Origin of the sequence: Denitromonas ohlonensis (assembly GCF_007625205.1) — a bacterium.
GTDB classification, from domain to species: domain Bacteria; phylum Pseudomonadota; class Gammaproteobacteria; order Burkholderiales; family Rhodocyclaceae; genus Nitrogeniibacter; species Nitrogeniibacter ohlonensis.
In genome coordinates, this window is sequence record NZ_VMNI01000015.1 from 79088 (window position 1) to 101152 (window position 22065).

At 65.3% G+C, this 22065-nt stretch carries 21 protein-coding genes; 10 read left to right on the top strand and 11 right to left on the bottom strand.

All coding sequences use genetic code 11. The features are described 5' to 3' along the window. Positions 1 to 160 precede the first annotated feature (160 nt). The 3 genes from FHP89_RS15195 to FHP89_RS15205 are packed head-to-tail and all read right to left on the bottom strand — an operon-like array spanning position 161 to position 3044. Positions 161 to 871: a substrate-binding periplasmic protein gene (locus FHP89_RS15195; RefSeq protein WP_144174365.1), complete on the bottom strand. Its 711-nt coding sequence runs from the start codon at positions 869 to 871 to the stop codon at positions 161 to 163. Further along, positions 871 to 2223: a GGDEF domain-containing protein gene (locus FHP89_RS15200; RefSeq protein WP_144174367.1), complete on the bottom strand. Its 1353-nt coding sequence runs from the start codon at positions 2221 to 2223 to the stop codon at positions 871 to 873. The genes FHP89_RS15195 and FHP89_RS15200 overlap by 1 nt, the downstream gene beginning before the upstream one ends. Then, the gene (locus tag FHP89_RS15205; RefSeq protein WP_186300207.1) at positions 2220 to 3044 is read right to left on the bottom strand and encodes a substrate-binding periplasmic protein; all 825 of its coding nucleotides are present in this window, start codon (positions 3042 to 3044) and stop codon (positions 2220 to 2222) included. The genes FHP89_RS15200 and FHP89_RS15205 overlap by 4 nt, the downstream gene beginning before the upstream one ends. A gap of 199 nt (positions 3045 to 3243) precedes the next feature. On the opposite strand from FHP89_RS15205, the gene FHP89_RS15210 reads away from it, so the two are divergent. Next, the gene (locus FHP89_RS15210) at positions 3244 to 4197 is read left to right on the top strand and encodes an AEC family transporter (RefSeq protein ID WP_144174379.1); all 954 of its coding nucleotides are present in this window, start codon (positions 3244 to 3246) and stop codon (positions 4195 to 4197) included. Here the strand turns inward: FHP89_RS15210 and FHP89_RS15215 are convergent. After that, on the bottom strand, positions 4171 to 5028 hold the full coding sequence (locus FHP89_RS15215) for an alpha/beta fold hydrolase (protein WP_144174381.1): 858 nt from the start codon (positions 5026 to 5028) through the stop codon (positions 4171 to 4173). The two genes, FHP89_RS15210 and FHP89_RS15215, sit on opposite strands and share 27 nt — an antisense overlap. A gap of 135 nt (positions 5029 to 5163) precedes the next feature. On the opposite strand from FHP89_RS15215, the gene FHP89_RS15220 reads away from it, so the two are divergent. Both FHP89_RS15220 and FHP89_RS15225 read left to right on the top strand, forming a co-directional pair. Further along, positions 5164 to 5562, top strand: coding sequence for a DUF4399 domain-containing protein (locus FHP89_RS15220; RefSeq protein WP_144174383.1), 399 nt, complete (start codon positions 5164 to 5166; stop codon positions 5560 to 5562). Positions 5563 to 5577: 15 nt separating this feature from the next. Further along, a complete protein-coding gene (locus FHP89_RS15225) occupies positions 5578 to 7176 on the top strand; it encodes a hypothetical protein (protein WP_144174385.1) in 1599 nt (532 codons plus the stop codon). A gap of 65 nt (positions 7177 to 7241) precedes the next feature. Here FHP89_RS15225 and FHP89_RS15230 read toward each other — a convergent pair whose 3' ends face one another. After that, the gene (locus tag FHP89_RS15230) at positions 7242 to 8894 is read right to left on the bottom strand and encodes a thiamine pyrophosphate-binding protein (RefSeq protein WP_144174387.1); all 1653 of its coding nucleotides are present in this window, start codon (positions 8892 to 8894) and stop codon (positions 7242 to 7244) included. A gap of 117 nt (positions 8895 to 9011) precedes the next feature. Here FHP89_RS15230 and FHP89_RS15235 point away from each other — a divergent pair, with 117 nt between their 5' ends. Both FHP89_RS15235 and FHP89_RS15240 read left to right on the top strand, forming a co-directional pair. Then, positions 9012 to 9335 (top strand): DUF1840 domain-containing protein, encoded by a 324-nt coding sequence (locus tag FHP89_RS15235; protein WP_144174389.1) that lies wholly within the window; start codon positions 9012 to 9014, stop codon positions 9333 to 9335. Positions 9336 to 9559: 224 nt separating this feature from the next. Then, positions 9560 to 9799 carry a helix-turn-helix domain-containing protein gene (locus FHP89_RS15240; RefSeq protein WP_144174392.1) on the top strand — a complete coding sequence of 80 codons (240 nt, stop codon included), beginning with the start codon at positions 9560 to 9562 and terminating at the stop codon, positions 9797 to 9799. Between the two features lie 77 nt (positions 9800 to 9876). Here the strand turns inward: FHP89_RS15240 and FHP89_RS15245 are convergent, their stop codons facing one another. Further along, a complete protein-coding gene (locus FHP89_RS15245) occupies positions 9877 to 10872 on the bottom strand; it encodes a toll/interleukin-1 receptor domain-containing protein (RefSeq protein ID WP_144174394.1) in 996 nt (331 codons plus the stop codon). Positions 10873 to 11096: 224 nt separating this feature from the next. Further along, positions 11097 to 11966, bottom strand: a complete 870-nt coding sequence (locus FHP89_RS15250) for a YicC/YloC family endoribonuclease (protein WP_144174396.1) — start codon at positions 11964 to 11966, stop codon at positions 11097 to 11099. Between the two features lie 90 nt (positions 11967 to 12056). Between FHP89_RS15250 and FHP89_RS15255 the strand changes: the two genes are divergently transcribed. The 5 genes from FHP89_RS15255 (at position 12057) to hemW (ending at position 16533) form a co-directional block, all read left to right on the top strand. Continuing rightward, positions 12057 to 13004, top strand: coding sequence for a serine/threonine protein kinase (locus FHP89_RS15255; RefSeq protein WP_144174399.1), 948 nt, complete (start codon positions 12057 to 12059; stop codon positions 13002 to 13004). Then, a complete protein-coding gene (locus FHP89_RS15260) occupies positions 13001 to 13921 on the top strand; it encodes a PP2C family protein-serine/threonine phosphatase (RefSeq protein ID WP_144174401.1) in 921 nt (306 codons plus the stop codon). Before FHP89_RS15255 ends, FHP89_RS15260 begins: the two co-directional genes overlap by 4 nt. A gap of 82 nt (positions 13922 to 14003) precedes the next feature. Beyond that, entirely contained in the window at positions 14004 to 14723 is a 720-nt protein-coding gene (rph, locus tag FHP89_RS15265; protein ID WP_144174403.1) for a ribonuclease PH, read from the top strand. Positions 14724 to 14725: 2 nt separating this feature from the next. Next, positions 14726 to 15328, top strand: a complete 603-nt coding sequence (rdgB, locus tag FHP89_RS15270; protein ID WP_144174406.1) for an RdgB/HAM1 family non-canonical purine NTP pyrophosphatase — start codon at positions 14726 to 14728, stop codon at positions 15326 to 15328. Further along, a complete protein-coding gene (hemW, locus tag FHP89_RS15275; RefSeq protein WP_144174409.1) occupies positions 15325 to 16533 on the top strand; it encodes a radical SAM family heme chaperone HemW in 1209 nt (402 codons plus the stop codon). The genes rdgB and hemW overlap by 4 nt, the downstream gene beginning before the upstream one ends. Before the next feature lie 67 nt (positions 16534 to 16600). On the opposite strand, the gene FHP89_RS15280 is transcribed toward hemW, so the two are convergent. The 4 genes from FHP89_RS15280 to FHP89_RS15295 form a co-directional block, all read right to left on the bottom strand. Continuing rightward, a complete protein-coding gene (locus FHP89_RS15280) occupies positions 16601 to 16849 on the bottom strand; it encodes a hypothetical protein (protein WP_144174411.1) in 249 nt (82 codons plus the stop codon). 67 nt (positions 16850 to 16916) lie between these two features. After that, a complete protein-coding gene (locus tag FHP89_RS15285) occupies positions 16917 to 17948 on the bottom strand; it encodes a DUF6708 domain-containing protein (RefSeq protein ID WP_144174413.1) in 1032 nt (343 codons plus the stop codon). Then, entirely contained in the window at positions 17945 to 21052 is a 3108-nt protein-coding gene (locus tag FHP89_RS15290; RefSeq protein ID WP_144174415.1) for a T6SS effector BTH_I2691 family protein, read from the bottom strand. Before FHP89_RS15290 ends, FHP89_RS15285 begins: the two co-directional genes overlap by 4 nt. Continuing rightward, positions 21049 to 22065 (bottom strand): hypothetical protein, encoded by a 1017-nt coding sequence (locus FHP89_RS15295; RefSeq protein WP_144174417.1) that lies wholly within the window; start codon positions 22063 to 22065, stop codon positions 21049 to 21051. Before FHP89_RS15295 ends, FHP89_RS15290 begins: the two co-directional genes overlap by 4 nt.

A 22065-nucleotide genomic window follows, 5' to 3' on the forward strand; every position in this document is an offset into this window, starting at 1 on the left:
GCTTTCAGTCACCGACAGGGGCGCACCAGGATCACGCCACGCACCGTAGACGGCCGAACCCGGCCCCACCGACGACGCGGGAAATCGGTACCGTTGCCTGCGAGATGAGTCCTGCCGTATCCGCCGCGCCGCCAGCGGCCGCCCTCGGCGCAAGGCGGTGCTAGTCGATCGCGACCAGACGCCCCTCGGCCTTGAGCGCCGCGTAGCCCAGACGAAGCCGCTCAACGACCGCATCATCAGTGGTGAGACTGAAGGCCATGTACAAGTCGACCGTCAGCGCGTCGAGCGAGAACACCGGCGTCACGGTGCTGCAATCGACCTGGAACCTGGCGCACAGCCGAGCCACATCGCCGCGCGGCAGGGGCACCAGATCCACCCGCCCGGCCAGCAGCTTCTGGAAGTTTTCTTCATTGCCCGACGACTCCACCAGATGCGCGAAGCCGTTTCGCTGGAGATAGTGCTGGCGCACATCCGAGCGCATCACCCCGACGCGGTAGGGCCGCGCGGCGTCGAGACTGTCGACCACGATGTCCTCACGCGCGGCGAGTTTGTACAGATGGTATTTGATGCGCATCAGCTCGCCCGCCCACTTGAAGCGGTCCTCCCGCTCGGGCGTACGGGCAATCAGGTAGATCAGGACATTGGGCTGGCTTGAGGCCATCGCGTAGGCGCGCGCCCAGGGATAGAGGTCGACCCGCACATCGGTGAACCCGCTCCGTGCCAACGCCGCGCGGACATGGTGTGTCGCCGGCCCGACGACGCGCCCATTTTCAAGATAGGTATAGGCCGTGTCCTCGGTCACCACCTGTATTGCTTGTGCCTGAGCCGCGCTCACGGCCAACCACACGATCAGCGCCAACACGATTCGCATCAAGCCTCTCCTTCCCAGCACACCACCCGGTTACGGCCACCCGCCTTGGCGCGATACAGCGCCTGGTCTGCGCAGTGATAGAACGCGTCGACACTTTCCATTTTGGGCAGATCCAGCCCGGCGACGCCGACGCTGATCGTGACGCTGGGCGCGACCTCGGAGGCCGTGTGGGCAATACCCAGCGCCTGCACCGCCGCGCGCAAGCGCTCTGCGCACTGCTGCGCCTCGGCCATATCCTGCCCCGGCAACAGGATCACGAACTCCTCGCCCCCCACCCGCGCCACCACATCGCCGGCCCGGCGGCAGCACTCGGCCAGCGCCCCCGCCACACGGCGCAGGCAGTCATCGCCGGCCATATGGCCATAGGTATCGTTGAAGTGTTTGAAGTAGTCGATGTCGCAGATCACCAGCGACAGCGGCTGGTGGGTGCGCTGCGCACGACGGTACTCCACTTCCTTGCATTCATCGAAATGCCGCCGGTTCGACACGCCGGTGAGGGCGTCGCTGCGCGACAGCTGATCGAGCTTGAGATTGGCCGCTTCAAGCTCGCGCGTGCGCTCGCCCACCAGCTCGGCCAGGTTGTCACGGTGGCGCGACAGCTCACCCTCGTACTGCGCCTGCTGCGCCAGGTGCCCACCCAGACGGTGCTGCAATTCGTTGACGCCGCCGGCGAGCTGATCGAGCTCGTCGTTCTGATTCATCTTGTCGCGCAGAACGAGCTTGCGCGACAGCGTCTCGGGCGACAAGGCGTCGAGGTGTGCCGCCACATCGCGCACATGGCGGGTCACCGAGCGGTTGAACATCCACATCACGAAACCCGCCAGCAGCAGCGACTGGATCAGCTGGGTGGCAAAGATGATGCGAAGCTCGCGGTACAGGCGTCGCTTGAGTTCCCCGCCGTTGGCAAAGACGGTCAATTCACCCACCACTTCCCGCGAGTCGGCATAGGGCGAGTACACCAGCGACCGCCGCAGCACCGGCAATGAGGCATCGGGTGACCAGCCCGGGCGCCTCCGGGCGTGAACCTCGGGCTCGGCGTCGGCCATCACGATCGTCACCACAATCTGGCCGAGCGCCGGGAGCCGGGCGGCGCTGTCCAGATGCACCTTGACGCTGGCACGATCGAGCTCCCAGATGGCCTTGGCCAAGGCGGGCTGAATGATGTCCTCGACCTGGGCCAGCTCATCGACGAGCGCATCGCGCTCATCCATGTACGCCAGCGCGCCGCGCACCACGGTGCTGAGCACGGAGAACACCAGCCCGGCCATCACCGTGACCAGCAGCAGGCGCACGCCGATTCGGCTGCGCGCCCCGGGCGCCCCCGAACGCGGTGGCGTGACGCCAGTATTCACGAGCCGCCCGATTTCTGGCCCGGCAAACGGCCGGCGCGGCGCAAACGCTCGAATGCCTGGCGACAGCGCTCGACGACAGCGTCCGGCGTCGCGAGGCTGAAGGCCATATACAGACCGTTGCTGGCAATCTCATCGAGCTTCAATTCGGCCTTGAGCTGCGTGTCCGGGTCATCGCCCGCCTCGCGCACCAGATGGTCAGCGACCACGCCGTTAACAATCCACAGATCCACCCGCCCCTGCTTGAGTTTCTCGTAGTTGTAGGCATACCGATTGCTCGACTGGATGCTGTGCTCACGGTCGAAGCCATTCCCCAGCAAAAACTGCTCACCGACATCCTGATATACCGTCGCAATCCGATAGCGCTTGGCATCCTCAAGTGTTTTCAGAGGGACTTCACGGCCACGATAGGAATACAGAAACCACGCCGACGGCGCCACCTGAGCCACCCATTTGAAGAGGTCTTCGCGCGCCGGCGAGCGGGCGATCGAGTAGATCAGCACATTCTCGGTGTGCAGCGCCAACTCGTAGGCGCGCGCCCAGGGCATCAGCTGAATCTGGGCATCCAGCCCCGCCTCGGCGAGCACGGCACGCACCACGACGGTGCTCACGCCGCTCACCACACCGTCCTTGGTGAAGTTGTAGGGCGGGTACTCCTCGGTCACCACACGAATCGACTGCGCACTGGCCGGCAACAGCCATGCCGCCAACACCATGGCGGCCAGCCGCCGGGTCCACCGGCTCGGTTGGCGGCGTGCGTGGTCCCGCCCACGCTGAGCGCGATCAAAGCCATTCCGTCGCAGCATTGTTTCTACGTCGTGCATGCCACTCCATCCGATGTGCGACCGCCGTGATACCCGGCGGCGCATTGCAGCGCCCATCCATGCGGCGTCGTCTACTTGCCATTGTCGGCAGCTGACCACCAATCTTGAGCCGCCCGTACGCCCGATCGCTTCAAACGAACGCCACAAGGCCAAAGCATGCGACGATAACGCTCATCCACCGTCCAGCGGAAACCCACGCGTGCTGTCCGTCCTCGCCGTCACCTTTCCCTTCTTTGCCCTGGTGCTGTGCGGCTATCTCGCCGTACGCCGCGGCGCCTTGCCCATGCCGGCGATTCCGGGCCTGAACGGCTTCGTGCTGTACTTCGCCCTGCCCTGCCTGCTGTACCGCTTCGGCGCCAGCACGCCGATCGCCGAGCTGCTCGACCCGAGCGTGATCGGCGTCTATCTGCTGTGCGCGCTGATCATGGTCGGCACCACCGTGGCGCTCACCCTGGGCGGACGCATCGACTGGAATAACGCCGCCTTCGGCGCGCTCACCGCGGCCTTTCCCAACACCGGCTTCATGGGCGTGCCGCTGCTGGTGGCGCTGCTCGGCGCGCGCGCGGCGGGGCCGGTGATTGTCACCATCCTGGTTGATCTGCTGGTCACCTCCTCGCTGTGCATTGCCTTGTCGCGGCTCGACGGCCATGGCGCTGGCAACGCGCGGGCGGCCGCCGGCAAGGCGCTGCGCGGCGTGGCCGGCAACCCCATGCCCTGGGCGATCGTGCTCGGCGGCATCAGCTCGGCCGCCGGCCTGACGCTTTACGGCCCGCTGGACAAGACCATCAGCCTGCTGGCCGACTCGGCCTCGCCGGTGGCGCTGTTCACCATCGGCGCGGTGCTGGCGCGCTCGCAGATGACCAGCACCGACCCGACGCCGCTGATCGACTATGTGCCGGTGGCTTTCAAGAAGTTGCTGCTGCACCCGGTGCTGGTGCTCATCATTGGCGGCATCGCCATCCATCTCGGCCTGCCGCTCGACCCCTTCGCGCTGACCGTCATCGTGCTCGCCGCGGCGCTGCCCAGCGCCAGCAATGTGTCACTGCTGGCCGAGCGCTTCGGCGCCGACAACGGCCGCATCGCGCGGGTGATTCTGGTGTCGACTGCGGTGTCCTTCTTTACCTTCTCAGGCGCGGTCGCCCTGCTGGCCTGAATCCGCCGCCACGAAGGCCAGCACGTCAGCGATAAAGCGCTCGCGCTGCCACAGATGCGGCGCATGATCGACATCTTCGTAGATGTGCAGCAACGCGTTGGGAATGCTGTCGCGCACATAGTGCGCCACCTCGGCACCATAAAAATTGCTGGCCCCGCCGTAAATGAGCAGGCTCGGCAGCGGGATGGTTTTGAGGACGTCGCGGTAATCGGCCGCCGTGAGGCTGGCCCAGCATTCGATCAACGGGTCGGCCGCCACGCTGGCCAGCCGCCGCCGCGCCGACTGCATGGCTTCGCCGTTTTCTTCATACCGCGCCCGCGCCGCGGCGTTGTGGCCGTTCGCCACCAGGCGCAGCACGGCCTCGGCAAAGTCGCCACGCAGATCGCCCATGAAGGCCGCGTTGCGCTCGGCATCGAAATCGCCATAGATGCCGCAGCGCCAACCCGGCCCGGTCACCAGACGCGGCGACTGGTCGATGAACACCAGGCGCGACAGCCGCGCAGGGCCGAAGTCGCGCAGGTATTGCCACAGCGTCAACGCCCCCATCGAGTGGCCGACCACCGTTGCGCCATCGAGTTGGTAGTGGTCGATCACCGCCGCCAGATCCTGCGCCATGCGTTGCACGGTCGGCGCGGTGGCGGTGCGCAGCGGGTGGCCGCCATGGCCGCGCGCATCCCAGCGGATCACCCGGTGGTGGGCGTCGAAATCCGCCATGAAGGGGTTCCAGTCGCGGTGCGAGGCGGTCCAGCCATGCAGCAGAATCAGCGGCGGGCCCTCGCCCGAGATCTTCAGGTGCAGGCGTTCGCCATCGTCGGCGGTGAAGTGTTCCATCGCAAGTCTCGTCCGGTTGAGCGGGCAGAGTATAGAGCGCTGCTAACGAGGGGATACATTGCAAGTCTGGCGTTTTGAGCGTTTCACACATAGATTGAAATGACGCCGTACTGGCGCCAACCCCAGGAGAGACCCATGACAAAAATTCATTCCCTTATCGTTGCGGCGTGTGCCGCCGGACTCTCGTCGCTGGCCATGGCCGGTGGCAGCGTGCATTTCGTTGAACCCGCTGATGGCGCCACCGTGGCGCAGGAATTTACCGTCAAGATGGGCGTGGAAGGCATCAAGGTGCAGCCCGCCGGCGCGCTGATGGAGGGCACCGGCCACCACCATCTGATCATCAACGGCAAGCCGGTCGCCGCCGGCGTGGCCGTGCCCGCCGACGACACCCACCTGCATTTCGGCAAGGGCCAGACCGAGACCACGCTCAAACTCATGCCCGGGCAACACACGCTGACCCTGCAATTCGCCGACGGCCTGCATCAGTCCTATGGGCCGGACATGAGCCGCACGATCACGATCACCGTCAAATAAACCCGGAACGCTGCCATGGCCACGCTCGACGGACAGTTGCTCTTCGGTCTGCTGGTGTCACTTGCCATCGCCGCCATCGTGGCCTGGTGGCTCGCCGGGCGTTATCGCAAGGCCATGCTGCGGCTGATGAGCACGCCAACACCGCCGCAGGACGCGGCCGTGGCAACGCCCATGACCACAGTGGTGGGTGCCACCGCCGCGCCGGCCCGTTTCGATGCGGTCATCAACCGCCGCCAGAATCGCCGGCTTGCAGCCGTGCTGGCGGGCATCTCGATCGTGCTCGGGCTGTCCACCAGCGCCTTCGAACTGCTCGCGGTGCACACCGACCCCGGCTTCACCCTGAACCGCTGGCTCGTCCTCGGCGCGGTGTACACCTGGCCGGTGGTGCCGGCGCTGGGTCTGCTGTGGCGCTGGTCGGTTTGGCGCACGGTTGGCGCGGTGGCGGCGTACATGCTGTGCCTGATCCCCGTCATCCTGCTCGGCTCGAATGCCGCGCAAACCCTCGTCATGGTCACTGGCTGGCTGGCGTCGACGGTCGCCTTGCCAATGATCAGCCTGCTTGGTCTGGCCGCCTCGGGGCGGATCCGGGCCATCGCTCCGCTGCTGTTTCCGGCCGCTGTCGTGCTGGTCGGCACCTCGCTGGTCGGCCTGGCATGGGCGGCGTCGATGGTGGATGCCCCGCCGCCGACCCTGCTCGCACTGCTCGACGCCATCGGCGCAATACCGACCATTCTGGTGTTCATTGCCGCGCCGTGGGCTATCGGCATCTGGCCGGTGATCGGCGTGCTGCGGGCGGTGGCGACGGCCTACCGCCACAAACGTTTCTCGGAGCTGGCCTACCTCTTCGGCCTGTTCTGGCTGGTGGTGCTGATCGCCATGGCGCTGCCGAGCATCCACTCGGTGGGGCTGGCGGCCTTTGGCATTGTGCTGGTGTGGCTGTGGGTGCCCATCGGTTTCGCGCTGGCGCGGGGGTGGCTGGCACCGCCGCCCGCCCCGCCCACGCTGCTGGTGCTGCGGGTGTTCCGGCGCGACGCGGCCGTCGAGGCGCTGTTCGACGCCGTCACCGAGCGCTGGCGCGCCACCGGCAACACGGTGCTGATCGCCGGCACCGATCTGGTCACCCGCACGCTGGACGCCGACGACCTCTTCGTCTTCCTCAGCCGCCGCCTGCGCGAGCGCTTCATCCTGCAGCCGGACGACATTCCGCGCCGTCTGGCGGAGTTTGACCTGACGCCCGATCATGACGGCCGCTACCGCATCAACGAATGCTATTGCGGTGACGCGACCTGGCAAGGCGCGCTACGCGCGCTGGTCGCCGGCTCGCATGCGGTGTTGATGGATCTGCGCGACTTCCGTGCCGAAAACGGTGGCTGCCGCTTTGAGCTGGGCGAGCTGTCGCGCGCCGCGCACTTGCGGCAAATTGTGGTTTTGTTCAACGAGCACACCGACCGCCGCACCGCCGAGGCCGACCTCGGCGACGCCAGTGGGCGAGTGCATTGGGCGGACATGACCCAACGCCACCGCCACACCGACCGCGCCGTGCTGGCCGCGCTGCTGACGCCGGCGGCAAGGCCGGATGAATCCGGCCCTACACAGTCTCGCGGCCGCAGGTAGGGCCGGATTCATCCGGCCACGCACGCTCCCAGCAAAACCAGACCATCCCGGTCTGGTTCGCCGGGTTAGCTCAGGCGCAGCGTCGGCGTCAGCACATTCGGATCAAGCGCCAGCTCGATCAGCGCCGCCTTGCCCGCCGCCTGCGCACGCTCAAAAGCGGGCGCGAACTGCGCGGTCTCGGTCACCCGCTCGCCGTACGCGCCATAGGCCTGCGCGAGCGCGACAAAATCGGGATTCTTCAGGGCGGTGGCGGCCACGCGGCCCGGATAGTGCTTTTCCTGGTGCATGCGGATGGTGCCGTACATGCCGTTGTTCACCACGATGAAGATGATCGCCAGATCGTGCTGCACGGCGGTGGCCAGCTCCTGCCCGGTCATCATGAAGCAGCCGTCGCCGCTCCAGGCGATCACCTGCCGCTCGGGGTGCGCCAGCTTGGCCGCCACCGCCGCCGGCACGCCGTAGCCCATGCTGCCGCTGGTGGGCGCCAGCTGCGTATGGAAACGGCGATAGCGGAAGTAGCGATGCAGCCAGATGGTGTAGTTGCCCGCGCCATTGGTGAGGATGGCGTCGTCCGGCAGGGTGTCGTTCAGCCAGGTCATGATCTCGCCCATCTGCAGCGGGCCGGGCACCGTCGGCGGCGTGCTGTGGGCGAGATATTCGGCGCGATCATCGGCCACGCTGTCGGCCCAGGCAGAGGAATCCACCCGAATATCCGCCGCCGCCTCGGCAAAAGCCGCCATGCCCGAATTGATCGGCAGCTCGGCGCGATAGACCTTGCCCAGCTCGTCGTTACCGGCATGCACATGCACCAGCGCCTGCTTGGGCTGCGGCACGTCGATCAGCGTGTAGCCGCTGCTGGTCGCCTCGCCCAGACGGGCGCCGACGACGATCAGCAGGTCGGCCGCGTCGATGCGTTTTGCCAGCGAGGGCCGGATGCCCAGACCGGCGTCGCCGATGTAATTCGGATGACGATGATCGAACAGGTCCTGCCAGCGGAAAGCGCAGGCGACCGGCAGGTGGTTGGCTTCGACAAAGCCGAGCATGTCGATGCAGGCGGTGTCGCTCCAGCCGGCACCGCCGAGGATCACCAGCGGCCGGTCGGCGGCGGCGAGCAGCGCCTTGAGGTGTGCCATGTCGTCCTCAGCCGGGCTGGCCTGCACCGCCCGCGCCGGCCCCACGTCACGCGCCACGCCGCGGCCGAACAACAGGTTCTCGGGCAGCGCCAGCACCACCGGGCCCGGGCGGCCCGACATCGCCGTCTGGAAGGCGCGGTGCATGTATTCGGGAATGCGGTCGATGCGGTCGATCTGCGTCACCCACTTGGCCATACTGCCGAACATACGACGGTAGTCGACCTCCTGAAAGGCCTCGCGATCCACGCAATCGTCGCCAATCTGCCCGACCAGCAGAATCATCGGCGATGAATCCTGTGCCGCGTTATGCACCGCAATGCTGGCGTTGCAGGCGCCCGGCCCGCGTGTCACCAGGCACACGCCGGGCCGGCCGGTGAGCTTGCCCCAGGCATCGGCCATGAAGCCGGCGCCGCTCTCGTGGCGACAGGTGATCAGGCGGATCTGCTCGCGGCGCTCATACAAGCCGTCGAGCAAGGGCAGGTAGCTCTCACCGGGCACGCAGAACACCGTGTTCACGCCATTGATGCGCAGCGCCTCGGCCACGATGTGTCCGCCCAGCCTCGCCTCGGGATGCTCTGCCGTCATGCTTGCCTCCGTCATTGTCGATATGCTTGTGCGTCCATTGTGCTGCGCCCGCGCGCTCCGGGCAACGACCCGCCCGCTCGGACTACAATCGAACGCATTCCCCACGAGGACACGCTCATGCTGACCATCTTCAAATCTCCCGCTGGCGCCGACGTCATCATGCTCGGCCCGACCGCCCAGGCCATGTTCAGGGCGCTGGGCAGAGACCCCGACAGCCCCAGCGGCATCGTCACCGTCGAACAACTGCCCGACGCCATCGCACGGCTCAAGCAAGCCATCGCCGCCGATCGGGCCGCACAGGCCAAGGACGACCCCGACGCAGAAGAAGCGGCACCGCGCGGCATGGCCGCGCCGGTCAGCTTCTACCAGCGCGCCTGGCCGCTGCTGGAGCTGCTTGAACTGGCGCAAAAAGAACAAAAGCCCGTCACCTGGGGCGTTTGATCCGGATCAAGTCCGCTCTCGCGGCGGCCATAAGCCGTCGCCACACACCACTAGTTCAATGGAACTATGAGCGCGCAAGCCGCGTTCCGACGCCATAAACTGCGACGTCATAATTGTTACAGGATTTGTCTGCGGCATCCCGCGACGCAATTGGGAATTGATCCATACAACCTAAAAGGTTAAAGTGCGGCTACGCATCAAAAACTAATACTTTTGGATTAGCCATGCCACAGCGACACAAAGCCCAATCCCCAAGCGCCGAGCAACTGCTGGATTGGCGCAAGAAGCGCAAGCTGAGTCAGTCCGAGTTCTGGGCGCCCATCGGCGTAACCCAGTCGGCCGGCAGCCGTTACGAAAGTGGACGGCCGCTTCCGATTCCGATCGCACTCCTGCTCGACCTGGTTTACGGCCCCCCCAAACGGTCCGAGAAACTGCTCGCGAAACTTCGCGCCACCGGTCAGTAAGCTCATCCCCCGACCCCATTAAAAAACCCGCCACAAGCGGGTTTTTTAGTATGCGCCAGGCGAGAACCCGCCTGCGACTACCGCTCGCGGAATCCCGACAGGCTCATCAAGGCCAGCATGAGCGTCGCAACCAGCACCCCGACGGTGAAGAGCACCGCCGATTCGTACTCCTCGCAGACCGGCTTGAACAACATGAACGCGGTGAATGCCCCAATCGCCCCGGTCCAGGCCGCGCCCAGGAAATAGCCGCGCCGCGCCGGATCAACATGCCGTGCAAACACAAACATCAGCGCGCTGGCCGGCACGACAACCAGAAAGATCACCCCCGACCAGGCCTTGCTGAGTGGCACAAACCAGCCCGCCGGCGGGTTCAGACAACGCCCCTCGTTGAGAGCACCGACGGTGCTCACGCTCTCGAACAACTGCTTCAACGACCACGCCGGCACGCCGTCCTGGCCGGTCAGGCTGCTGCTGGCGTCGAACAGATTGCCGATCACCGTCAAGACGGTCAGGGCGACCGCCAGCACCAGCGACAGCGACACCGCCAGGTTCACCTGATGCAACTGGCGCTCGGTGGCGGAGGGAATGTCGAGCGCGATGATCTTCGCCAGTCGGGTCACGTCTTCGCGCCAACGGCTATCACTGATCGAGATCGCGTTGAAACGGGCCAGCGGCCGGAGCGATGCGGGCAACTCGTCGACGCGCGGCATCGGCGTGCCCTCGACCAGCACCGGATACACCGGCACGCCAGCCTCGAGCGCGGCAGACACTTCATGGGAGACCCAATCGTCGGCATCGTCGAGGCGCCGGCGGCCCTCGTCATCGCTGGCGCTCAGCCAGTCGGGCCCGATCAGCACCACCACGGCATCGGCGCTGCCCAGCGTGTGCCGGATGACCTCGCCAAAATCCGCGCCACCGGCGATCCCTTCAACATCACGAAAGACCCGCTTGTCACCAAAGTAGGTCCCCAGCGAATCGCCAAGACGCCCGGCCACCCATTGCGTGTCATCACGGCGATAGCTGATGAAGATGCGCTGCGACCCCGCGCGCGGCGGGGAAACGGATGTCGCCATCGAGCCCTCCTGCTCTCGGTTGAACGCGACCCGCGAGGTCTCTGGCACTGCCGCGGATCGGCCAAGCTCCTACCTTAGCGCCATTCGGCCGCTTCATGTGACATCGCATCGGGGGGCAAGCACACAAGGACGCCGCAACGGCCGATCGACACCCCGACCCAGCAGAGTGGCCCAAAAAAAAGACCGCATCCACTGCGGTCTTTTCTCTCTTCGCATCCAGCAGATCACTCGATGTTCTGTACCTGCTCGCGCATCTGCTCGATCAGCACCTTCATTTCCATCGCCACGGCGGTGACATCGGTGGCGGCGCTCTTGGAGGCCAGGGTATTGGCTTCGCGGTTGAGTTCCTGCATCAGGAAGTCCAGGCGCTTGCCTGAGATGCCGCCCTTTTTGAGAATGCGCGTCACCTCGTCCAAGTGGGTGCGCAGGCGATCGAGCTCTTCATCGACATCGATGCGCTGGGCGAACAGCGCCACTTCCTGACGGATGCGGTCTTCATCGAGCGTGGCCACCGCCTCGCGCAGGCGCTCGGTCAGCTTGGCCTGATAGGCCTCGACCAGCACCGGCATCTGCGGCGCGGCACGCAGCACCAGCTCACGCATGCCGTCGACCCGCTCGCGGATGATGCCAGCCAGCTTCTCGCCTTCGCGCTGACGGCTGGCGAGGAACTCGTCGATCGCCGCCTCGGCCATCTCGCGGATCACCGGCATCAGTTCATCAAAGCCGACGCTGTCGTCGGCCATCATGCCCGGCCAGCGCAGCAGCTCGGACACCGACAGCGCCTTGGCCTGCGGAAAAACCACCTGCGCCTGGGTCTGCGCGGCCTTCAGTTGTTGCAATAAAGCGCCGTTGAGAGACATCTCGGCCGTGCTTGCGGCATCATTCTTCTGCAAATACAGTCGGCATTCGACTTTGCCCCGGCTCAGACGCGCGGTGAGCATTTCGCGCAGCGCGGGTTCGGCGAGCCGGACGTCGTCGCCCAGGCGGAAGGCCAGATCAAGGAAGCGGGAATTGACACTGCGCAGTTCGATATGAAGACTGACCCTGCCCAGTTCGCGGTGTTGGACCGCAAAGCCGGTCATACTGAGTATCATCTGGGACTCCGGTGCCCGGTGTCGATGTGCTTTACACCACCCGCGGCACACAAGAAAATGCTGTGAAAACGGAATTTTAGCCGCCCCTTCATGCCCCCTCAAGTTAATCAGGCACTGCCTTCCGGTTTTCAGCTGGACCAGTACCGCATCGAGCGGCAACTGTCGCTGGGGGGGTTCTCCATTGTTTACCTCGCGTATGACGCCGAGGGAACACCCGTTGCGATCAAGGAATACCTGCCCAATTCACTGGCGCTGCGCGGTGAAGGCGAAGTGGAGCCCATTATCTCCGCCGAGAACGAACCCGCCTTTCGCTACGGCATGAAGTGCTTTTTTGAAGAAGGGCGCGCGCTGGCCAAGCTGATGCACCCCAACGTGGTGCGGGTTCTCAACTTCTTTCGCGCCAACAACACCGTCTACATGGTGATGCAGTTCGAGCGCGGCCGGACCCTGCACGAGTATGTGAACAAACACCGCGATGTGCTGCGCGAACGATTCCTGCGCGGCGTGTTCACCCGCATGCTCAACGGCCTGCGCGAAGTGCATGCGCACAAGTTGCTGCACCTGGACATCAAGCCCTCGAATATTTATCTGCGTCTGGACGGCACGCCGGTGCTGCTCGATTTCGGCGCGGCGCGCCAGACCCTGATGACCGGCCAGCCAATGCTCAAACCCATGTACACCCCGGGTTTCGCGTCGCCCGAGCAGTTCGCCGGGCGCGAGCATCTCGGGCCGTGGAGCGATATCTACAGCGTCGGCGCCAGCATGTATGCCTGCCTGGCCGGCAGTGCGCCGCCGCGCTCTGACGAGCGCACCACCAAAGACACCTACACGCCCGCGGCCAAGGCCTTTGCCGGTCGCCACAGCGAGCAACTACTCGACATCATCGACTGGTGTCTCCATCTTGACCCCCTCGCCCGCCCTCAAAGCGTCTACGCTTTACAAAAGGCACTGGTCCAGCGCGGACCCGACGAGGCCATGCCGGCCTCGTGGTTTTCGGACGTCGGGAGCCGGCTCAAAACCTTCATTGGTCGCTCATGAAATTCACCATCTACCAAGAAAGCCGCATCGGCAAGCGCGCCTCCAACCAGGACCGCATCGCCTATTGCTACTCGCGTGACGCCTTGTTGATGGTTGTCGCCGACGGCATGGGCGGACACCTTCATGGCGAGGTCGCGGCGCAGATCGCGGTGCAGTTCATCACCCAGGCCTTCCAGCGCGAAGCCCAGCCGCTGGTGGGCGATCCGGTGCTGTTCCTGTCGCACGTGATGACCAACGCGCACCACGCCATCCTCGACTACGCCTTCGACAAATACCTGCCCGAAGCGCCACGCACCACGGTGGTCGCCTGTCTGATCCAGAACGGCCAGGCCTACTGGGCCCATGCCGGCGACTCGCGCCTGTACCTGCTGCGCAAGGGTGAGGTCGAAATGCAGACCCGCGATCACTCCCGCGTGCAGCTGATGCTCGACCAGGGCCTGATCGACGCCGAAGGGGCCGCAGTGCACCCCGGACGCAACCGCATTTACAGTTGCCTGGGCGGCAATCACTCACCGCAGGTCGAGTTCTCGCGCCCGACGCCGCTGTTCTCGGGCGACATCCTGGCGCTGTGCACCGACGGCGTGTGGGGCCCGGTCGGCACCGACCCGCTCAAAGCGCGGCTGCTCGACGGCAGGCCGCTCATGAAGAGCATCCCCAAACTGCTCGATGAAGCCGAAGAACGCGGCGGCGCGCATGCCGACAACCTGTCGATGATCGGCCTGCTATGGCTGCAGGACTTTGCCGAAACCCTGCCCGACACCGTGTCCACCCAGACCATGGCGATCAGCAGCTTCACCACCCAAATGGAAAGCTTCGAGCGCACCGCCGGCAGCGGCGCCCAGGATCTGACCGACGACGAAATCGAACAGGCCATCTCCGAAATCAACGTCGCCATCAAGAAATTCACCTCCGACTGAGGCCCACGCCTCCCACCGGCAGCCGGCGTGCGCGCCGCTGCCGTCGTCGGCCGTCTCACCCCTTTCACACAGGATTTGCCCCATGCGTCCCAGCCAGCGTCAGCCCCATCAACTCCGTGACATCCGCATTACCCGCGGCTTTACCAAACACGCCGAAGGCTCGGTGCTGATCGAATTCGGCGACACCCGCGTGCTGTGCACCGCCAGCGTCGAAGAATCCGTGCCCGGCTTTTTGCGCGGCAAGGGCACCGGCTGGCTGACCGCCGAATACGGCATGCTGCCGCGCGCCACCCACACCCGCGGCGCCCGCGAAGCGGCCAAGGGCAAGCAAAGCGGCCGCACGCAAGAGATCCAGCGCCTGATCGGTCGCAGCCTGCGCGCCGTGGTGGACATGAACGCGCTAGGCGAGCGCCAGGTGATCATCGACTGCGACGTGCTGCAAGCCGACGGCGGCACCCGCACCGCCGCCATCACCGGCGCCTGCGTGGCGGTGCACGAAGCGCTCGACGGCCTGGTGCGCCGCGGCCTGCTGACCGCCAACCCGATGCGCGAACTCGTCGCCGCAGTGTCGGTCGGTATCTACAACGGCGTCCCGGTGCTCGACCTCGACTACCCCGAAGACTCCGCCTGCGACACCGACATGAACGTTGTGATGACCGCCAGCGGCCATTTTGTTGAAGTGCAGGGTACCGCCGAAGGCCACGCCTTCACCCGCGCCCAGCTCGACGCCCTGCTCGACCTGGCCACCACCGGCATCGCCGAACTCAACGCGCTCCAGCGCGACGCGCTGGCACAGGATTAAGTATGTTTGACACCGTCGTTCTGGCCAGCGGCAACGCCGGCAAGCTGCGCGAATTCACGGCCCTGCTGGCACCGCTGGGCATCTCCGTCCGGCCGCAGTCCGATTTCAATGTGCCCGAAGCCGACGAGCCCTACGCCACCTTCGTCGAAAATTCACTCGGCAAGGCCCGCCACGCCGCACAGCACACCGGCCTGCCCGCGCTGGCGGATGACTCCGGCCTGTGCGTCGAGACGCTCGGCGGTGCCCCCGGCATCCACTCGGCGCGCTATGCCGGCGAGCCCAAGTCTGACGCCCGCAACATCGACCGCCTGATCGCCGATCTGGCCGGCCAGGACGACCGTCGCGCCCGCTTCGTCTGCGTGCTGGCGCTGGTGCGCAGCGCCGACGACCCGCAACCGATCATCGCCGAAGGCGAGTGGCACGGCCAGATCCTCGACGCCCCGCGCGGCACGCATGGCTTTGGCTACGATCCGGTGTTCTGGCTCGACGATCTGCAGCAAAGCGCCGCCGAACTCGACGCCGCCCTGAAGAACATGCTCAGCCACCGCGGCAACGCCTGCCGCCACCTGCTCGAACGCATCCAGGCCCTGCAGGCACAACCGTGAGCGAACGCCGCGTCATCCCGCTGCGCCCGCAACGCCCCACCCCACCGGCCACGCCACAACTGAGCGCCCCACCGCCGTTGTCGCTGTACATCCATTTTCCGTGGTGCGTGCGCAAGTGCCCGTATTGCGACTTCAACTCGCATGCAGTGCATCAGGACGGCATCCCCGAGTCGGCGTATGTCGACGCGCTGATCTCCGACCTCGAAGCCGCTCTGCCCGATGTGTGGGGGCGCCGCGTGCTGAGCATCTTCATCGGCGGCGGAACGCCCAGCCTGATCAGCGCCGAGGGGCTGGACCGCCTGCTCACCGCCGTGCGCATGCTGCTGCCGCTCGACCCAATGGCCGAGATCACGCTGGAGGCCAATCCCGGCACCGTCGAAGCCGCACGCTTCGCCGGCTACCGCGCGGCCGGCGTCAACCGCCTGTCGCTGGGCATCCAGAGCTTTGAAGACCGCTACCTGCGCGCACTGGGTCGCATCCATGCCGGCGCCGAGGCACACAAGGCCGCCGAACTGGCGCTGACCCACTTCGAGTCGGTGAACTTCGACCTGATGTACGCCCTGCCCGGCCAGAGTCTGGACCACCTCGCCGCCGACCTGCGCACCGCCATCGCGCTCGCCCCGCAGCACCTGTCCTGCTACCACCTCACGCTCGAACCCAACACGCCCTTCCACCACAGCCCGCCGGCCAAACTGCCCGATGGCGACCTCGCCGCCGACATGCAGCAACTCGTTGAAACGATGCTCGCCGAGGCCGGCTACCAACACTACGAAACCTCGGCCTTCGCCCAGCCCGGCAAGCGCTGCCGCCACAACCTCAACTACTGGACCTTCGGCGACTACCTCGGCATCGGCGCCGGCGCCCACAGCAAGCTCTCCAGCCACACCGGCATCGTCCGCCAGATGCGCCACAAGCACCCGGGCGCCTACCTGGCCGCCCACGGGCATGGCGATTTCGTGCAGACCGAGCAAGGCCTCAGCGTGGCCGACCTGCCCTTCGAATTCATGATGAACAGCTTGCGCCTGATCGACGGCATCCCCACCGATTTGATGGAAACGCGCACCGGCATCGCGCTCGATGTCATCCAGGCCAAAGTGATCGCCGCGCGCGACCGCGGCCTGTTAGATGTCAGCGGCGACACGCTGCGCCCCACGCTGCAAGGCCAACGCTTCTTGAATGATTTGCTAGAAATGTTTCTGGACTGAGGATCTACGGGAGGTCGGGTCAGCGGAAGCCATGACCTCCGGAAATTGCCAAAAGGATTCCAGCAGCCTATAGATCGATGACATGGCCATTGATGCGGATCGCCGACTTGCGTGACAGAGGCTCTTTTTTGGCGTTTGAAGATGGTTTCTCTATCGCCGCCAACTCAGCCAAATCAGCCGCATGCATGGGGAACCACAGGGGAAAGGTCAGAACCCAGATGATGCTGCTCATCCATGGCATGGGGCTCAGGCCGAATTTGTCGCAGTCGCGGTACCAGTTGGACCACTCTTCCGCCCAACCGACGATATCGAACATGATCCACCATTTGGGACGATGCCGCGTCGCACGGTTTGGCGGCACGGTTGCGTGCGCCAAGCCGGCCCTACGCTTGCCCCGCCAACGGCTCGCCCACCGCATCGAGCACTTCCCGAGGCCAGCGCACGGGAGTCGAGGTCTTGTACGCGAGGTAGTTACCGATGCCTGACAGGAAGATCATCGGGCCAAAGACAGGGAACAGCAGGATGACCATCCACGGGATGAGCGAGCCATCGCGGAACCACTGCCGGAATCCGCCGCCTTTGTAGTGCGCCGCCTGCTTGACGCCCTCCCACATGGTTTCAGGGCGTCCAACGACGGCCAGCGGCTCGCCCCGCACCACATGCCGCCCACCTTCTTCCATGAAGCGCCGGATGTGCTCATAGAAGGCCGATGCCAGTCCTTCGTTGAATACAAGAGAATTGCCCAGCGTAAAGGCATCGATGGGAGTGTCGTCATCCGCGCTGCGGCGCACGACGAACCACAGCGAGTGCTGGCGCTTGGCGATGTTGGGGCCGACAGCGGTTTGAACGTTCAGTTGTGCATCGACCAGATCCCAGTCGTATTCGAGCGCCACCGTCGGCCAGGGCTTGAACAGGCCCTTGAGGCCCGGCTGGGTGTAGCGCGTGATCTGGTACACCTTGCGGTGCTTGCGGTCGAAAATGACGGGGAGGTCTTCGGGGGCGAAGAGTTCTAGGCGGATGCCCCAGAGAGGGAGAAGAAAAGCACCGCCGACGAACAGTGCCAAAAATGCGATCAGGATCACCACATCAAACAAGCCGTCGACGTCAAAAAGGCCATTGAGGATAACGCCGAAAAGTAGCGCCGAGCCAAATCCAAAGAAAAACGCACACGCAAAAAAGAACCCAAGACCCCGCGCTCCATCCCCCGTTCGGGTGCACTCAATCGCATCCGTAAACGTCCGCTTCACCCACCCCATGGACATCCCATTCTCATGGGCGCGAGTTCTTTTGTCGAAGCGTTTGACCACGCCATCGAAAGTCGCGCCATCCGTTGCCTGGGGCGGGGTTTCGGGAAAATCCGCACTTAGCTGCTGCTCAGGGTGCTCCCCGTGCCGATAGAGTCTCGATGTCGTCATGGCGCAATGTTAATGGAATGGTCCAGTTCAGGGCTCAAGCTTGGCGTCGCGGCGCTACCGACTTGGGCCGTGGTGTCCGACTCGGTCGCAATGGTCAGCGTCTCCATCAAGGCCGCATACTCTGCCGGCCAGTCGCCCTTGGCAAAGGGCTTGCCATCGCCGCCACCCGTGCCGAAATAGGTCCGGCGAATCCAGTTCTGCAAGGGCGTGGGCGTCATGAGAATGGCCCCCACCTCGAAGATCAGCCCGGCACCAAGCAGGATCAGACCCCAGCCGCTGAGCGAGACACCCAACAGCGCGAAAGTGCCTCTGGCGCCGAAACGCAGCGAAATCGTGCGCATCGCGGCACCGCCCAAACCCTTGGCGACCATCCGATCTGCGACAACACCTAGCGCCAATGTGCCATATGCGACAGACATTCCGCTGAACGATAGCGCCGACATTGCATATAGCCTCGCCACAGCATCATCCCCTCTCCTTTCCGCATCCCCCGCCTTGGCCCAAGCCGACACCCCATTCACCACCCCCGCAATCGCCCCCATGAAGTACGCACTCGCCGCCAGGTAGCTCAAGGCCGCACTCTCCGCCACCACCACCGGCGCCCGGCTGCGCGCCTGCATCGCCGCCTTGGCCACCACCCCCGACAGCTCCAGCAGCCCGCCGGTGACGCCGGCACTGGCGTCGGCCATGCCGTACCAGGCGTTGCGCACGGCGATGGCGTCCTCCGCCTTTTCAAGTCTGTTGAGGTTGTCCAACACGCCCGCACCGTTGATGATGATCACCCCCAGCGCCAAACGCCCGTCCAGGCTGCGCATGGCGGCCTTGGCGCCGCTGAAGGCTTCGCCGATGCCGGCCGCCGCTTGCGCCAAACCTTGCGACTGCGCCTGGTAGAGCTTGATGAACGATTCTTCCGAGAGCACCACCGTGGCGGCCACCGCGCCCGCCTGTTGCGCCCGCGAGGCGCCGCCGAGCTTGATCTCGCCATTGCCGTGTTCGATCAAGGCCTTTGTGTCACCACCCATCTCGGCCAGGGTCTTGTTGTCGGTCAGCACGCTCATGGTGATGTTCTTCTGGCCGCCGCGTTTGAGTCGCTTGAGCTGGTTGCGCGAAACGCCCATGTCCTGGTCCGAGCGCCCGCGCAGCAGATCCATGGCCTCGTCGATGGGCATGCTGCGGTGGATGAGCACCGGTGTTCGCAACCCGCCGCCTTGCACCACGCCTTTGAGCGCCATGTCGAGCGTCTGGCGCACCATGTGGATGGATTGCACTTTTCTGAGCAGTGTTCGCCCGGCGGCCGACTCGACGGGCAGATGCGCCAGCCCACTGGCCCCGGCGGCGATGGCCGCGGCGGTCTTGGGGTCGGTGAGCGCGGCTGCGGCGCCGGTAGCGCTCATGGCGATGCTGGTGGCGTAGCCGCCCAATGCGTCGCCGAGCCAACCGAAACGCTTGGTGAGCGCGGCGGCGGTGGCGCCCATCTTGCCCTCGGCCGCTTGCTGGACCACGCCCTTGCCCAGGTCGAGGAGCTTGTCGTTGCGTTTGTCGTGCAGGTGTTCTCCGACGGCAGAGGCGTCCTTGAGCCCATAGACCTGATCGCTGGCGGCGATGATCTCGTCCTGATTGGCCACCAGGGCGCGTAGCAGCAAGGCGTCGGGGTTGGGCGCGTCCTTTTGCAGTTCCGCCACCCACTGCGTCAGTGCCTTGCCGCGCGTGTAGGGCTGCGGGGTGAGCGCGGCGTCGACCTCGGCGGCGTAGATGAGGCCGGGGCGGTGGACCATGCGCGGGTTGTTGGGGTCGGACGGGTCGTAGTGGCGCTCGAAGACGCGCTTGAAGGCCGGGCTCTGGCGGGCGCCCAGCCAATCGAGTTCGAAGGCTTCGAGTGGCTTGAAGTGGGTTGTTTCGAGCCGATTGTCGAATGTGTCGATCCACGCGGCGCGTTTTTCCTCATCGTAGTACTTGGCCATGCGCGACCATGTCGCTTCGGTTTGACGACGGGCCCAGGCCTCGGCGCGTTCTTCGTGGTCGGGGAATACCACCCGGCCTTGGCCGTGGCCGTATTTGAGGCGGTTCTCGCGAGTGTCGGGCAGGGGCTCCCAGCGCGTGCCCTCGGGCCAGCCGCGCGGGTTGGGCCGCACGCGCATGATGTCCTTGAACTGCCCCCCGCTCATGACCTGCGCGACGGTATCCCAACCGCGCGCCAGATTGCCATCGAGCATCACCGACTTGAGCCCCATGAGGGCGTTGGAACTGTTGAGCGCATGGACGTTGTCGGGCTTTTCCAGTTCGGTCAGTGCGAGCGAGTAGCGGCGCAGGCGAAGGTCGTTCAGCTCGATGGCGAAGCCGACCGGGTCGGACAGCACCAGGCCAAATTGCTTGCCGGCCGTCTTGGGGTGGGCGGCGGCGATGTTGTTCAGTGCGCTCGCCCAATCGGAGACCTGCGCCGACGGTCCGTTACCGGCCACGTCGGTCAGCGCGACGAACGGGAAGCGGCTCAGCGCGCCGCCCCTGGCCGTCTTGAACTTCGGCGTGGCACACTCGGCCACGTAGGCATTGAGTGACTGCGCATCGGCTTCGAAGCTGTTGGCGGGGCGGGCGCCACCGAGAATGGCCGGCACGTCGATGCATTGCATCACCGCCGGGTCGGCCTTGTTTTGCTGCTTGATCGCGTCCGACCACAAGTTGGCGCTGAAGGCGACCCACACCTTGCCCGCCTTGTGGGCCTGGGGAATGTGCAGGCTGCGCAGCGTCGCCTGGTTGTGCCCCTCACGACGGCAAACCACCTCCCCGGCGGTGTTGATCATGTCGGCCATTTCCAGCGGGATCAGTTCGGCCTGATCGGTGACACGGTAGATCTGCCAGTGTTTACCGGCCGAGGGTGGTTTCTCGAAGTAGACGTGCAGGTAGCCCTTGCGCAGCAGGCGCAGCACGGGGCGGGCGGTGGCGGGTGAGATGCCGGGGTGCAGGCCGGCAACCAAGGCGCTGGCGTCGCGCAGCCGGTCTGCCACCACGGGGGCAACCGCCTCTTCCCGGGCGACCGGCGATGGCCGGAACAGGGCAATCGACAGTCCGCTCTTGGCGCAGACCTCGCACTTCGGATTCTTGCTCATGAGTTCTCTTCCAGCGTGGGCGAACGCGATGCGTCCAGACGCATGCGCACGGCCACGTCGAATGCGGCGTCAAACAGCAGGTGAAAGGCTTCGGCCGGCTCGCCCGGCGCTTCCGGATGCGCCGGGTCGCCTTGCCGGAGCAGCGCATCGATGCCCGGCTGTCCCGACAGGTCGCCGAACAGCAGGTACAGCAGCGCCCACGCCTGACGGTCGGCGCTGTCCTGAAATCTGGCGGGCCACTTTGTGCGCATCGCCCCGGCATGAGCCAACGCGCGTTCAACACGATCGAAATCGGTGTGCGCATCTGGCGCCATGCCGAGCCAGCGCGCACGAACCGGGTGAATATCCGTGCCGAGCGCCAGGCGCGACCATGCCACCGACGCTATGACGAGCGCCTTGTCGGTCGTGGGCTCGATCCGTGAAAGCCGTTCAAGCCTCCCGGCATCGTCAAGCCAGAGCCACTGGCTCAGCGAGGGCAACCGCGATCCGATCGACTGCTCGCCCAATACATGTCTGAGCAGTGCCAGGACACGACGATCGCCCATGCGAAGGTAACGCGCCGATCGGGCAACACCGCCCTGGGTGCGCAGACGGCACAAGCGGGCAATTTCTCCACACAACACCTGCGGATCCCGGGCGCTTTGCAACCAGCCACCAATCCGGTATGGCGCCGTCCCCTGCGCCAATGCCCGCGCGCGCTCTTCGAATGCGATTCGCGCAGAGTTTGGCAGCGCCTGTGTCATTGGATCGACACTCACAAGATACGGATGTCGATGCGCTTCGAGTTCGATCGTCTCGTCGAGCACCAGAGCGAACACCGCCCCCTGCCATACCTTCGAGCGCATGTCATTGAGTTCGTCGAGATCGGCGCATTCATTCACCGCCTCGACAAGCTCAGGCAAGGGCTCGCCCAACATCGGATCGACAAGCACGAAGGTGGGTACGACGGGATCCAGTTGACTCGTCAGCTTTGCCGACAATGATTCGGGGGTGATATCGGTGATGTGGTTCAT

Coding starts and splice junctions, on each gene's coding strand:
- FHP89_RS15195 (WP_144174365.1), bottom strand. CDS start 871: ATGCGAATCGTGTTGGCGCTGATCGTGTGGTTGGCCGTGAGCGCGGCT.
- FHP89_RS15205 (WP_186300207.1), bottom strand. CDS start 3,044: ATGCACGACGTAGAAACAATGCTGCGACGGAATGGCTTTGATCGCGCT.
- FHP89_RS15215 (WP_144174381.1), bottom strand. CDS start 5,028: ATGGAACACTTCACCGCCGACGATGGCGAACGCCTGCACCTGAAGATC.
- FHP89_RS15220 (WP_144174383.1), top strand. CDS start 5,164: ATGACAAAAATTCATTCCCTTATCGTTGCGGCGTGTGCCGCCGGACTC.
- FHP89_RS15225 (WP_144174385.1), top strand. CDS start 5,578: ATGGCCACGCTCGACGGACAGTTGCTCTTCGGTCTGCTGGTGTCACTT.
- FHP89_RS15230 (WP_144174387.1), bottom strand. CDS start 8,894: ATGACGGCAGAGCATCCCGAGGCGAGGCTGGGCGGACACATCGTGGCC.
- FHP89_RS15235 (WP_144174389.1), top strand. CDS start 9,012: ATGCTGACCATCTTCAAATCTCCCGCTGGCGCCGACGTCATCATGCTC.
- FHP89_RS15240 (WP_144174392.1), top strand. CDS start 9,560: ATGCCACAGCGACACAAAGCCCAATCCCCAAGCGCCGAGCAACTGCTG.
- FHP89_RS15245 (WP_144174394.1), bottom strand. CDS start 10,872: ATGGCGACATCCGTTTCCCCGCCGCGCGCGGGGTCGCAGCGCATCTTC.
- FHP89_RS15250 (WP_144174396.1), bottom strand. CDS start 11,966: ATGATACTCAGTATGACCGGCTTTGCGGTCCAACACCGCGAACTGGGC.
- FHP89_RS15255 (WP_144174399.1), top strand. CDS start 12,057: ATGCCCCCTCAAGTTAATCAGGCACTGCCTTCCGGTTTTCAGCTGGAC.
- FHP89_RS15260 (WP_144174401.1), top strand. CDS start 13,001: ATGAAATTCACCATCTACCAAGAAAGCCGCATCGGCAAGCGCGCCTCC.
- rph (WP_144174403.1), top strand. CDS start 14,004: ATGCGTCCCAGCCAGCGTCAGCCCCATCAACTCCGTGACATCCGCATT.
- rdgB (WP_144174406.1), top strand. CDS start 14,726: ATGTTTGACACCGTCGTTCTGGCCAGCGGCAACGCCGGCAAGCTGCGC.
- FHP89_RS15280 (WP_144174411.1), bottom strand. CDS start 16,849: ATGTTCGATATCGTCGGTTGGGCGGAAGAGTGGTCCAACTGGTACCGC.
- FHP89_RS15285 (WP_144174413.1), bottom strand. CDS start 17,948: ATGACGACATCGAGACTCTATCGGCACGGGGAGCACCCTGAGCAGCAG.
- FHP89_RS15290 (WP_144174415.1), bottom strand. CDS start 21,052: ATGAGCAAGAATCCGAAGTGCGAGGTCTGCGCCAAGAGCGGACTGTCG.
- FHP89_RS15295 (WP_144174417.1), bottom strand. CDS start 22,065: ATGAACCACATCACCGATATCACCCCCGAATCATTGTCGGCAAAGCTG.